Raw genomic sequence first — 12640 nt, 5'->3', positions numbered from 1 at the left:
TCCTATCTTTTTTGGGACAGCTCCTTTTTCCACAAAGCACGATTCTATTATAAAAATAAATACACAAATAAAGGGCAGAAGAAAGCTCCGATAACAGCCGTTAAGCCCATTGATAAGGAACCAACTGATAATTCCTGTTCCCCATATTCTCTTAATTTCACAAGACCTACCCCATGTGAGGCACTTCCTACTGCCACTCCCCTACTCACAGCAGAGTCGATTTTACCATACTTAATGACTAACGGTCCGATAATGGCCCCTACAAACCCTGCAATCATAACGAAAACAGCCGTTAAAGGAGGAATGCCCCCAATCGTTTCGCTCACCTGCATTCCAACAGGCGTTGTTAATGATTTAGGTAAGGCTGTCAGCATCCAGCTTGGTTCTACACCGATCCATTTTAGTAACACAAAAATTGTCACTAAGCCTGTTATCATGCCGATTACAAGTCCTGATAAAATAGAATACTTATATTTCATAATAATTGCCCGTTGATTATAGAGAGGATATGCAAGTGCCACAACAGCTGGCCCAAGCATTTTCTGAAGCCATTCCCCACCTTGCATATAAGTTGAATATGGAATATCAAACACAAGTAAAATCACTGCACTGACAATCGTAGTCGTGACCAAGGGAATCATGATAGGATGGGGAAATCGTAGATAGAGCTTTGTAAATAAAATAAACATGATGATGGTGCTAAGGACAACCGTTACTTCAATCAACAGTCAATTCCCCCTTTCCTTCTTCTCCCGTAATTTTCGTACCTTCCTTTTTCGCCAATTCTCTTTTTTCAATGAGTTGTGTCAGCAATCCTGTTACATAAATAGAGATTAATGTACTAGCAATAACTGCTAGAATTATGAGCAGACCAGTGATTGACATGAGCTCTGGATAATCAATAACACCTACAGTTGCTGGAATGAAAAACAACGTTAAGATGCCAATTAAAAAACCTGCTCCATCTTGTATATATTCGACCTTAATAATTTTAAAATTGAGTGAAAGTGCTAATAAAAGTAAGCCAATGACACTTCCTGGAAGAGGTATGTGCAAATAAGAAACAATGCCAACCCCCATGTAATAGAAAATAGTAAGTATACCAATTTGCACAATAATCCGAACAACTCGTAACAACAACGCAGCAAAATTTTCGTTCAACATTTCGCCACTTTTCACCCCCTATATCGTTCATTCTACATCTGTAGGAATTTTCTGTCTATTATAATTTTATAAAAATAACAATCAAATGGAGAAATATCCAACCAATTCTATAAAACAGTATTAAAAGTCCTATTCTACAAGAACTTCATAAGACTCAAAAATATGAGTGAAGATGCGATTGCCTATTGGTCTGAAAAATTACAGGCAATGTCTGAATCAAAAGAATGGCAAGCTGAGGTGACCCGTAATGGTTGGCAAGCAGAATACCGGACAATCAAAATAAAATAATCATTGAACTACTAACAGCTCTTGGTATGCAAAAATAACGAATCGTTTTTTAAAAAAAGACACAAGTATTTCCATTAAATATAGAACTACTTGTGTAACTCTATTCTATTTTCAACGGAGGTGTAAAACGGTTGAGCTATACATTTGATATAACATCTAGCATTATCCTCTTAGCACTTAGCATTTTGTTTATTTTTCAAGCAACTCAGATTTCTGATAGTGCTTATGGGTCTACAGTTGGGCCTAAAATTTTTTCATTAGGTTTAGGTATTATTTTAGGTTTATTAAGTCTTCAATTATTTTATGAATCATGGAAAAAAGCTGTGAGAGAGCGAGTCACAGGAGGATCAACTACTTCTTCTAAAATAGCTTCAACAGAGCTCAAAAAGTTCTTAATCATTTTAGGTAGCGCTCTTGCGTATGTATTTTTCCTTGAAAAAATTGGCTATATAATCACAACATTTTTATTTTTGTGTATTAGTTTCCAAACAATGGAACTACTAAACTTACTTATTCAATTATTATTGCAGCTGGATTTTCACTCGGCATCTATTATTTATTTACAAGTTTACTAGGAGGATCATTACCTAGTTTCCCAATTTTTTAGTACAGGAGTGAACATATGTCAACATTGCAATTTTTAGCTGATGATTTTGCAGTTGCCCTTCAATGGCAAAACCTTTTATTCGCTCTTGTGGGTGTCATAATTGGTACAGCAGTTGGTGTACTTCCAGGTATAGGTCCAATGAGTGGAGTTGCATTATTAATACCTGTTACAGCAACTATTACAACTGGACTACCTACTGAGGCTGCTGCTACAAGCTCCATTATTTTACTTGCAGGGGTATACTACGAGGCCATGTATGGTGGATCAACAACCTCCATTCTATTAAACACGCCTGGTGAATCGTCATCAGTTGTGACAACATTGGATGGCTATCAAATGGCTAAACAAGGCCGTGCAGGAAGTGCTCTTTCGATCGCGGCCATTGGCTCATTTTGTGCGGGCGTTGTAGCGCTACTAGGTCTGATATTATTGGCAAATCCATTGTCAAAATTAGCACTTAAATTTGGACCCGCAGAATATTTTTCTTTGATGTTATTAGGACTTGCAGTAGTTAGTGGCCTAGCAGGACGTTCTATTACCAAAGCTTTAATTATGACTGTTTTAGGGCTTATGCTCGGGACAGTTGGTATTGATGCCGTATCAGGTATCGAACGTTTTACATTTGGTCAGCCAATGTTATTCTCCGGCATTGTATTTATAACTATCGTTGTTGGTTTATTTGCATTAGGCGAAGTATTTAAAACCATTCTTGAAAAAGAAGAAGAGGATGGTCAATTAGCCAAAATTAATTGTGTATTACCAACAAAGGAAGATTTAAAGGATAGTGCTGTTCCTATTGCTTGCGGCTCCTTATGAGGCTTTTTCATTGGCGTATTACCCGGTGCAGGTGCAACACTTGCCTCATTCATTTCTTATATTACTGAAAAAAATTTAGTAAAACACCCGAGCAATTCGGAAAAGGTCATATTGCGGGTGTAGCTGGGCCAGAATCAGCGAACAATGCTGCCTCAGGCGGTGCAATGATCCCATTACTAACATTAGGAATTCCCGACTCAGGTACTACTGATATTTTAATGGGTGCACTTATTATGTATAATATTCAGCCAGGTCCATTATTATTTGATGAACATCCTCAAGTTGCTTGGGGATTAATTGCCAGTATGTTCATTAGAAATTTAATGTAACTAGTATTAAATATGCCTTTAGTCCGCATTTTTGCCAAAATCATCGAAACACCTAAAAAATATCTATTGCCTATAATTATTGCCATTTCAATTTTTGGTGTTTATGCCGTGCAATTCGCCACATTTGACGTATTTTTATTAGTAGCTTGTGGTGTTCTTGGTTATCTATTTGCTAAAAATGATTACCCAGTAGCTCCCTTAGTCCTTGCACTGGTACTAGGGCCAATGATTGAAAATAATATGCGCCGTGCATTAACCATTTCGTATGGAGACTTTTCTACTTTTATAACAATGCCTTTATCATTACTATTTTTAGTGATTTCCATTTCATGGTACTTATACCACTGATTATGAAAATACGTGGTAAAAATGTTCTTATTAATGAAGAAGGGTAATTTTTCTTAAAGATCCACTATACTTCTATTTGTATAGTGGATCTTTACTATTTTATAATGCGTGACCAGAGCCACCATCAATATTAACAGCTGTTCCTGTAACATAGCTCGCCGCATCAGATGCTAAGAAAGCGATCACGTTTGCTGCTTCTTGTGTATCTCCTACTCGACCAAGTGGAATTGCTTGTCCCACTTTACGAGAATAATCTTCCCACGATAAATTTGGTGCTTCCTTTTTCCATTTCTTTTCGATTTGATCACTACGAATAAGTCCTATACATACAGAATTTACTCGAATATTATCCTTCCCTAAATCCTTGCTCATCGCTTTCGTCAAGGCAAGCCCCGCAGCACGGCTTACAGTAGTAGGAAGTGAGCTTGCAGGTGGAGTTTTAGCCATCACAGCAGTCACATTAACGATTGCACCGCCACCAGCCTTTCGCATATATGGAGCAGCATATTTTGAACAATGAATAGCACCAAATACCTTTAAATCTAAATCTGCCTGCCACAGCTCACTACTCACCGTTTCAAAGGAATTCGCTGAAGCTGTACCAGCATTATTAATAAGAATATCCACACGTCCAAAATGCTCTACAGTACGCTCAATGAGATACTTACAATCTTTTTCTTTTGTAATGTCAGTTGGAACAATTAATACATCTACGCCTGTTTCGTTTTTTATACATCCTGCAGCCACTTGCAGTTGCTTTTCACCACGAGCGCAAAGTACAACCTGTGCACCCTCTTTAACAAGCTGCATGGCTGTATAATAGCCAATTCCTTTACTCGATCCTGTTATAATTGCTACTTTCCCCGTTAAATTAAGCTCCATTATTAAATCCTCCCTTACTTTCTACAATGCTATCATTATAGCATTTATCGATTATTCAGAATAATCAAAGGAGCTTCTAAATGATAGAAATTCGATTTGAAAGCTATAATGACGGAATTTTTCATGAAGAGCTACTTATTACTTTTCATTATCATTAAAGCCTGTTATGGGAACAAGCTAATATAAAAATTAATTGTTCATAAAAAGATTTAGATTTCTAATGACGGTTTTTATAATAAAAATTTCCGTTTTTCACTTCAATCGGAGAGCACATTTTCGAGTTGTTACCCTTTCTTACTCACCCATCTGTTCTTAATAATACAGTGGCATCAAAAAAGGAGTGTAGATAAGCGAATGATCCCGCTTTATCTACACTCCTTTATTCAAATTATTTTTTCGCTACAATGTGGATTGGGTTGCCAAGTAATACTTCAGCAGTTTCCATTGTAATTTCACCTAATGTTGGGTGAGCGTGAATTGTTAATGCGATATCCTCAGCAGTCATTCCGCCTTCAATCGCTAAGCCCATTTCAGCGATCATATCAGATGCACCAGCACCTACGATTTGAGCACCAATTAATAAGCCATCCTCTTTACGAGCAACAAGTTTCACGAAACCTTCTGATTGGTTTAATGCAAGAGCACGACCATTTGCTGCGAATGGGAATTTCGCTGCAGTGTATTCAATGCCTTCAGCTTTTGCTTGTTCTTCATTGTAACCAACTGTCGCCATTTCTGGATCTGTGAAACATACAGCTGGCACTGCAAGATAATCAACAACTGATTTTTCACCCGCAATTGCTTCAGCAGCAACTTTACCTTCGTAAGATGCTTTATGTGCAAGCTGAGGACCTGCTACGATATCACCGATTGCATAGATGTTTGGAATATTTGTACGACATTGTTTGTCAACATTGATTAGACCACGTTCACCGAATTCAACTCCGATTTCAGCAAGGCCCATTTCATCTGTATTTGGACGACGTCCTACAGTAACTAATACGTAATCAGCTTCAACTTTTTTCTCTTCTCCGCCTACTTCATAAGTTACTACTACGCCGTTTTCAGTTTCTTCTACGCCTTTTGCAGATGCGTTAACTTCAATTTCAACGCCTTTCTTTTTAAGGCCTTTTTTCACGATTTGCGTCATTTGTTTTTCGAAGCCAGCTAAAATATCTTTTCCGCCTTCAATAATTGTTACTTGAGAGCCAAGGTTCGCATAAGCTGATCCAAGCTCAGTACCAATATAACCGCCACCGATAACAACTAATTTACCAGGTACTTCTTGTAGAGAAAGTGCACCAGTAGAATTTAATACACGATCAGTGAATTTGAATGTTGGAATTTCAACTGGACGAGAACCTGTTGCAATAATGACATTGTTAAATGTGTAAGTTTGAGCAGATTCACCATTGATGATACGCACTGAATGAGCGTCAACGAAATAAGCTTCACCTTGTACAATTTCAACTTTGTTACCTTTAAGTAAGCCTTCAACACCGCCAGTTAATTTCTTAACAACGCTGTCTTTAAATGCTTGTGCTTTTGAGAAGTCTAATTTCACATCAGAAGCGATGATTCCCATGTCATCTGAATGTTTAGCTTGCTCAAAACGGTGACCTACTGAAATTAATGCTTTTGATGGGATACAACCTACGTTTAAGCACACTCCACCAAGTACATTTTTTTCAACGATTGTTACTTTTTGGCCAGTTTGAGCTGCACGAATTGCTGCTACATATCCTCCAGGACCTGAACCAATGACAAGAGTATCTGTTTCGATTGGGAAATCTCCTACTACCATTTTTGTTACGCCTCCATTAATAATAATTCTGGCTCACTTAACAAACGCTTTAAATGATTTAAAGCATTTTGCGCAGTGGCTCCATCGATCATACGATGATCAAAGCTCAATGATAATGCTAACACAGGTGCGGCTACAATTTCACCATTTTTTATTACAGGTTTTTCTGAAATTCGACCAATACCTAGAATTGCTACTTCAGGATGGTTAATAACTGGTGTAAACCATTGTCCTCCTGCAGAGCCAATATTCGTAATGGACATGGAAGCACCTTTCATTTCATGTGGTGCTAGCTTACCTTCACGGGCTTTTGTCGCTAATTCATTAATCTCATTAGACACTGCAAATACAGATTTACGATCTGCATGCTTAATAACTGGTACTAGTAAGCCTCTTTCAGTATCTGCTGCAATACCAATGTTATAGTAATGCTTTTGGATAATTTCTTGTGTTGCATCATCTAAAGAGCGATTAAATTCTGGGAACTCGCGTAAAGTTGAAATAAGTGCTTTCACTACATATGGTAAGTATGTTAATTTAACACCTTTTTCGGCAGCGATATCTTTGAATTTTTTACGATGTGCTACAAGAGCTGTTACATCGACTTCATCCATTAGTGTAACATGAGGAGCCGTTTGTTTCGAGTGTACCATTGCTTTTGCAATCGCTTTTCGAATACCTGACATTTTTTCACGAGTCTCTGGGAAATCCCCCTCAAGAACTACTGGTGCTGCTGGTGTAGACGTTTCTTGTTGAACTGTATCTTCTGATGTTTCGATATTTGCAGTTTCAGCCTCTACAGTGCCGCCACCTTTTAAGAAGTTTTCAATATCTTCTTTAAGGATTCGACCATTTTTGCCTGTACCCTTCACTTCACGAATATTTACATCGTTATCACGGGCAAATTTACGTACAGAAGGCATCGCGATCACACGTTTTGTTTCATCAACTACTGTCTCCACTTTTTCTGGAGCATTTTCAGGAGCTTTTTCTGGTGCCTTTTCCTCTTTAGCAGGAGCTTTTTCTACGTTTTGACCAGATTCAGCAGTTGCTTGAACTTGTGCCTCTGTTTTTGCTTCGGCATGATCGTCACCTTTTAGCTTTAAGTCTTCATAGCCAGGTGCGTCTAATCGGATTAAAACATCGCCAACTACGGCAACTGTTCCTTCTCCTACTAAAACTTCCTCTACTGTTCCTTCAACTGGTGAAGGGATTTCTACTACTGCTTTATCATTTTGTACTTCACAAAGAATATCGTCTTCTTTTACTGTATCTCCAGCTTTAACGAACCATTTCACAATCTCGCCTTCGTGAATACCCTCGCCAATATCCGGTAATCTGAATTCAAATGCCATGTGTACCCATCCTTTCTATTTACTGTTGTTCAAGTTTAGAAGCTTTATTAGAATGTTAAAACTTTTTTCGCTGTTTCCATTACATCTTTGTAGTTTGGTAACCAAACACCTTCAGCTTGTGGGAATGGGTACACAGTATCTGGTGCAGCCACACGAAGAACAGGAGCCTCTAAGCTTAAAATTGCACGCTCTGTAATTTCTGCTACTACGTTCGCAGCGATACCTGCTTGTTTTTGAGCTTCTTGGACAACGATTGCACGACCTGTTTTTTCAACAGATGCGATAATTGTTTCCACATCGATTGGTTGAATTGTACGTAAGTCAATTACTTCTACAGAATGTCCTTCTTTTTCAAGTTCTTCTGCAGCCTTTAAGCTTTCATGAACCATTAAACCGTAAGCAACAATTGTTAAATCAGTACCTTCACGTTTTACATCCGCTTTTCCTAGTGGAATTTCGTATGCTTCCTCAGGCACTTCTTCACGGAATGAACGGTATAGTTTTAAATGCTCTAAGAAAATAACTGGGTTGTCATTACGAATAGAAGAAATAAGTAAACCTTTTGCATCATATGGTGTTGATGGAACAACAACTGTTAGTCCTGGTTGTGCTGTCATTAAGCTTTCTAAGCTATCTGAGTGCATTTCAGGTGTGTGTACACCACCACCAAATGGTGAACGGATTGTTACTGGAGCATTGTAGACGCCACCACTACGGTAGCTCATACGTGCTAGCTGGCCACTAATTGAATCCATTACTTCATAAACGAAACCAAAGAATTGAATTTCAGGAACTGGACGGAATCCTTGAAGAGAAAGGCCAACTGCTAAGCCACCAATACCTGATTCTGCTAATGGTGTATCAAATACGCGGTCAACCCCAAATTCTTTTTGTAGGCCTTCTGTCGCGCGGAATACCCCACCGTTGACACCTACATCTTCCCCGAATACAAGAACGTTTTCATCATTCTTTAATTCTGTGCGAAGTGCATCTGTAATTGCTTGAATCATCGTCATTTGTGCCATAGGTTATTTCGACTCCTTCTCTTTATAGATTTCATACTGTTCTTTTAGATTAGATGGCATTTCGCCTTTATACATATTTTCCATTAATTCTGTTACTTTTTGTTTTGGAGCAGCATCTGCTTTTTTGATTGCTTCTTTAATTTCTTCTTTTGCTCGCTCAATAACTGCTTCTTCTTTTTTCTCATCCCATATACCTTTTGCTTCTAGGTATTTACGGAAGCGAACGAGAGGATCTTTTTGAGCCCATTCATTATCTGTATCAGAAGTACGGTAACGAGTTGGGTCATCCCCAGCCATTGTATGAGGACCATAACGGTAACACATTGTTTCAATTAATGTTGGGCCTTCACCATTAACCGCACGCTCACGAGCATCACGAGTTGCTACATAAACTGCAAGCGCATCCATTCCATCTACTAAAATACTTGGTAAGCCTGCTGCTACACCTTTTTGTGCAATTGTTTTAGCAGCTGTTTGCAATTCACGAGGTGTTGAGATTGCATATTGGTTATTTTGTACGATGAAGATTGCTGGAGATTTAAATGCACCTGCAAAGTTAATGCCTTCATAGAAGTCTCCCTGAGAAGAACCACCGTCACCAGTATAAGTTACTGCAACAGCTTTTTTCCCGCGTTTTTTAATACCAAGTGCTACCCCAGCAGCTTGAATATATTGTGCTCCAATAATAATTTGTGGAGCTAAAACGTTTACACCTTCAGGAACCTGATTGCCCATGAAGTGACCACGTGAGAATAAAAATGCTTTTTCAAGAGGTAAGCCATGCCATACAATTTGAGGTACATCACGGTAACCTGGTAAAATCCAATCTTCTTGTTCTAATGCAAAGTGAGAAGCAAGTTGTGAAGCTTCTTGACCAGCAGTCGGTGCATAGAAGCCTAAACGTCCTTGACGATTTAATGAGATTGAACGTTGATCTAAAATACGTGTGTAAACCATACGTGTCATTAACTCAACTAGTTCCTCATCTGATAATTTCGGATCTGCCTCTTTATTTATAATTTCGCCTTCTTCATTCAAAATTTGAAACATTTCAAACTTATCTTCGATTTCAGTTAGCGTTTGTTTAGCATCAAAAATATTATTGTTTTTCTTGCTCATTTGTCACATCTCCCTTTCAGCTGTATTAAAATAAATCACCTTTTTAACTAGTACAACTTATTCTTGACACTCAGTATACTGAATAAAATACTGTCGGTCAATCATCTATTACTGCTATATACAAAGATTTTTTCTAGAATAACAATCAAACACCGCTGTCCTATACTGTATTACTAATATTCAAATTCTGTATTACAACACCTTACTCACACCATACAACTCTTACGTTTTCCAACAGGTTTTCCCCTAGTAGAATACCCCATTCTCGAAAATCTAATAGCATTAGAAAAATTTTTTGAGTATATTCAAATAAGGACTTTTTTCATGGGATTGTACGAAAACGTGATGTATACTTATTAGTAAGCACTACAAAGTTGAAAGGAAGATTACTATTATGATTTTAATGGATGATATTATCCGCGAAGGTCATCCGACTTTACGCACAAAAGCAGAGGAAGTTAAATTCCCTTTAACTGAAGAAACAAGAAAGCTTGCTGAGGATATGCTTCAATATTTAATCAACAGCCAAGATCCTGAAATGGCAGAAAAATATAATTTGCGTAGTGGCATTGGTTTGGCTGCCAATCAGGTAAATAGCTTACAGCGTATGTTTGCTCTTCATTTAAAAGATGAGGCTGGTGAACAATTAAGCTTTGTAGCCATAAATCCAAAGATCGTTAGCCATTCTGTTGAAAACACATACCTATCATCAGGAGAAGGTTGTCTTTCTGTTGACCGTAATATTCCTGGGTATGTACCTCGCCATGCACGTATCACAGTAAAATTTAAAACAGTTGATGGTGAAGAGAAAAAAATGCGCCTTAAGGGCTTGCCAGCGATTGCCTTTCAGCATGAATTAGATCATCTAAATGGCGTTATGTTTTATGACCGCATTAATGAAAAGAATCCATTTGCAGAAATACCAGATTCAATCCCATATGAGCGCGACTAAAAACAACCTCGGCAGTTTTTTACTTCTGCCGAGGTTAATTATTATTTATATTCTAATTGTCTATCCATATTTAACCGAGCATTGATCGTTTCAATTAATGCTGGCAACTCCGCCATTGTTTCAATTGTATAATGAGCGCCAGATTCTTCAAAAACACATTTTGTTTTCTCTATGATTTGTCGCTGTTCTTCTGAAGATAGGGCATTGAATTCTTCTTCGGATAGTCCCATTTCTGAGCTTCCAATAATAACGCCAACAGCCCAAACACCTGCATTTAAGGCTTCCTTTATATCTGATGTTGTATCGCCAACCTTCACAACTCGCTTCGTCGCTTGCGAACCTAATGCCTCCATATTTTTAAAAATCATATATGGATATGGTCGCCCTTTATCACCAACCTGTGTTGGTGTTACAAGAAAATCAGGTTGATAGCCCTTGTCAGTAGCATGCTTTGTCACTACTTCCATCATTGCATCTGTATAGCCAGTTGTAGAGCCTATTCGAATACCTGCATCTCTTAATTGCTGTACGGTTGTTTTCACGTGCTGGATAGGATCTGTATAGGTCGCCAAAGACTCCATTAATTTTGTTTCAAAATGATTATACAATACATGTACATCCTTTTCAGTAAAGGATTGTCCATGTACACGATGCCATTCTGCTTTAATTCTTGGCATTTCTAGCATGGTGCGGATATGATCAATTTTCAGCATCCCCATTGGTTTACGAGCCTCTTCCAGTGTAACTATTACACCAGCATCTTCAAAAATTGTTAAAAAAACATTAACAGGGGCAAAACAACCAAAGTCAACTGCTGTGCCTGCCCAGTCCAAAATAACCGTCTCAATTTTCATTGTTTTTCACCACCATATAATTTTCAATGCTTTCACATAATGCAAGAATATCTTCCTCATGAATATCACCAATATTGCCAATACGGAATGTATCGGCATCCGTCAGCTTACCTGGATAGATAACGAAACCTGCATTTTTTATTTCTTGATAAAAATGCTCAAAAGAAAACTCTTTATACGGGAATAAAAATGTTGTGATAATTGGTGATTGAAGCTCCTCCGAAATATACGCTTTAAATCCCAGCACTGACAAGCGAGAGCGAAGTAGTTGATTATTATACGCATAGCGTTTGTAGCGGGCATGAATTCCGCCTTCTTCATTCAACTCTTCAAGCGCCTTAGCAAAAGCTGCCACTACATGTGTAGGCGATGTGAAACGCCATTTCCCATCTTGCTTCATTACTTCCCACTGACTATGCAAATCTAATGCAACACTTCGAGCTTGTCCCTTACATTTTTCCAGTGCTCTTGTATTCGCGATAACAAAACCAAAGCCTGGCACACCCTGAATACATTTATTGGCACTACTAATACAAAAATCAATATGCAAGCTTGATAAATCCATTGGTACGCCTCCAAAGCTACTCATGGCATCTACAATAAACGTTTTGTTGAACGAATGAACAACTTCCCCAATTTCTTTAATAGGATTTAAAATACCAGTAGTCGTCTCACAATGTACGAGAGCTACATGAGTAATACTCCTATCTCTTTCAAGGAAGGATTGAACTTCTAACAAGGAGGGCTGTTCATCAAAAGGAGCACTATAAACAACATGCTGTAACTTTAAGGCTTTAGCCATTTCAACAATTCTTTCACCATAAGCACCATTTGTTAGTATCAGCAACTTATCATTTTCACCAATTGCTGTTGTGAGTACAGACTCTACTACAAAGCTTCCACTTCCTTGCATTAGTACCGTAGTGTAATCAGCTTCATCAACTTTTGCTAATTTTAAGAGTTGCTTACGAATCACTTGTGTCACATTTTTATAATCATCATCCCATGTACAACGATCTTTTAACATTTCTCGTTTCACTGCTTCAGTTGTTGTCAATGGACCTGGCGTCAATAATTTATAGTTACTCATCTGCTAT

Annotated in this window: 11 protein-coding genes and 2 pseudogenes; 4 read left to right on the top strand and 9 right to left on the bottom strand. The window is 38.0% G+C overall.

The window, feature by feature from the left end:
• Positions 1-47: 47 nt before the first annotated feature.
• Entirely contained in the window at positions 48-725 is a 678-nt protein-coding gene (locus L6W14_RS04005; protein WP_237899518.1) for an LrgB family protein, read from the bottom strand.
• Positions 718-1164 carry a CidA/LrgA family protein gene (locus L6W14_RS04000; RefSeq protein ID WP_227744968.1) on the bottom strand — a complete coding sequence of 149 codons (447 nt, stop codon included), beginning with the start codon at positions 1162-1164 and terminating at the stop codon, positions 718-720. The genes L6W14_RS04005 and L6W14_RS04000 overlap by 8 nt, the downstream gene beginning before the upstream one ends.
• A gap of 162 nt (positions 1165-1326) precedes the next feature.
• On the opposite strand from L6W14_RS04000, the gene L6W14_RS23010 reads away from it, so the two are divergent.
• The 3 genes and pseudogenes from L6W14_RS23010 (at position 1327) to L6W14_RS03990 (ending at position 3599) form a co-directional block, all read left to right on the top strand.
• Positions 1327-1452: a hypothetical protein gene (locus L6W14_RS23010; protein ID WP_255501675.1), complete on the top strand. Its 126-nt coding sequence runs from the start codon at positions 1327-1329 to the stop codon at positions 1450-1452.
• 131 nt (positions 1453-1583) lie between these two features.
• Positions 1584-2059 (top strand): annotated as a pseudogene (locus L6W14_RS03995) (tripartite tricarboxylate transporter TctB family protein).
• 15 nt (positions 2060-2074) lie between these two features.
• Positions 2075-3599 (top strand): annotated as a pseudogene (locus L6W14_RS03990) (tripartite tricarboxylate transporter permease).
• A gap of 52 nt (positions 3600-3651) precedes the next feature.
• Here L6W14_RS03990 and L6W14_RS03985 read toward each other — a convergent pair.
• The 5 genes from L6W14_RS03985 to pdhA form a co-directional block, all read right to left on the bottom strand.
• Entirely contained in the window at positions 3652-4434 is a 783-nt protein-coding gene (locus tag L6W14_RS03985; RefSeq protein ID WP_131521657.1) for an SDR family NAD(P)-dependent oxidoreductase, read from the bottom strand.
• A gap of 388 nt (positions 4435-4822) precedes the next feature.
• Positions 4823-6238 carry a dihydrolipoyl dehydrogenase gene (lpdA, locus tag L6W14_RS03980; RefSeq protein WP_004224738.1) on the bottom strand — a complete coding sequence of 472 codons (1416 nt, stop codon included), beginning with the start codon at positions 6236-6238 and terminating at the stop codon, positions 4823-4825.
• Positions 6239-6243: 5 nt separating this feature from the next.
• A complete protein-coding gene (locus L6W14_RS03975; protein ID WP_131521659.1) occupies positions 6244-7593 on the bottom strand; it encodes a dihydrolipoamide acetyltransferase family protein in 1350 nt (449 codons plus the stop codon).
• A 47-nt stretch (positions 7594-7640) separates the two neighbouring features.
• Positions 7641-8618 (bottom strand): alpha-ketoacid dehydrogenase subunit beta, encoded by a 978-nt coding sequence (locus L6W14_RS03970; RefSeq protein ID WP_004224734.1) that lies wholly within the window; start codon positions 8616-8618, stop codon positions 7641-7643.
• A gap of 3 nt (positions 8619-8621) precedes the next feature.
• Positions 8622-9737, bottom strand: a complete 1116-nt coding sequence (pdhA, locus tag L6W14_RS03965) for a pyruvate dehydrogenase (acetyl-transferring) E1 component subunit alpha (protein WP_004224731.1) — start codon at positions 9735-9737, stop codon at positions 8622-8624.
• 394 nt (positions 9738-10131) lie between these two features.
• Between pdhA and def the strand changes: the two genes are divergently transcribed.
• A complete protein-coding gene (gene def, locus L6W14_RS03960; RefSeq protein WP_131521660.1) occupies positions 10132-10689 on the top strand; it encodes a peptide deformylase in 558 nt (185 codons plus the stop codon).
• A 41-nt stretch (positions 10690-10730) separates the two neighbouring features.
• Here the strand turns inward: def and phnX are convergent, their stop codons facing one another.
• Positions 10731-11543: a phosphonoacetaldehyde hydrolase gene (phnX, locus tag L6W14_RS03955; protein WP_131521661.1), complete on the bottom strand. Its 813-nt coding sequence runs from the start codon at positions 11541-11543 to the stop codon at positions 10731-10733.
• The gene (gene phnW, locus L6W14_RS03950; RefSeq protein WP_131521662.1) at positions 11533-12633 is read right to left on the bottom strand and encodes a 2-aminoethylphosphonate--pyruvate transaminase; all 1101 of its coding nucleotides are present in this window, start codon (positions 12631-12633) and stop codon (positions 11533-11535) included. The genes phnX and phnW overlap by 11 nt, the downstream gene beginning before the upstream one ends.
• Positions 12634-12640: the final 7 nt, after the last annotated feature.

It is taken from the genome of Lysinibacillus sp. ACHW1.5 (genome assembly GCF_022014815.1).
GTDB lineage: Bacteria > Bacillota > Bacilli > Bacillales_A > Planococcaceae > Lysinibacillus > Lysinibacillus capsici.
Note: the sequence above shows the minus strand (reverse complement) of the source record. Positions and strands in the feature narration are given on the sequence as shown.

Bases quoted from the DNA above. Each gene is read 5' to 3' on its own strand.
- L6W14_RS04000 (WP_227744968.1), bottom strand. From the start codon at position 1,164: ATGTTGAACGAAAATTTTGCTGCGTTGTTGTTACGAGTTGTTCGGATT.
- L6W14_RS23010 (WP_255501675.1), top strand. From the start codon at position 1,327: ATGAGTGAAGATGCGATTGCCTATTGGTCTGAAAAATTACAGGCAATG.
- L6W14_RS03985 (WP_131521657.1), bottom strand. From the start codon at position 4,434: ATGGAGCTTAATTTAACGGGGAAAGTAGCAATTATAACAGGATCGAGT.
- lpdA (WP_004224738.1), bottom strand. From the start codon at position 6,238: ATGGTAGTAGGAGATTTCCCAATCGAAACAGATACTCTTGTCATTGGT.
- L6W14_RS03975 (WP_131521659.1), bottom strand. From the start codon at position 7,593: ATGGCATTTGAATTCAGATTACCGGATATTGGCGAGGGTATTCACGAA.
- L6W14_RS03970 (WP_004224734.1), bottom strand. From the start codon at position 8,618: ATGGCACAAATGACGATGATTCAAGCAATTACAGATGCACTTCGCACA.
- pdhA (WP_004224731.1), bottom strand. From the start codon at position 9,737: ATGAGCAAGAAAAACAATAATATTTTTGATGCTAAACAAACGCTAACT.
- def (WP_131521660.1), top strand. From the start codon at position 10,132: ATGATTTTAATGGATGATATTATCCGCGAAGGTCATCCGACTTTACGC.
- phnX (WP_131521661.1), bottom strand. From the start codon at position 11,543: ATGAAAATTGAGACGGTTATTTTGGACTGGGCAGGCACAGCAGTTGAC.
- phnW (WP_131521662.1), bottom strand. From the start codon at position 12,633: ATGAGTAACTATAAATTATTGACGCCAGGTCCATTGACAACAACTGAA.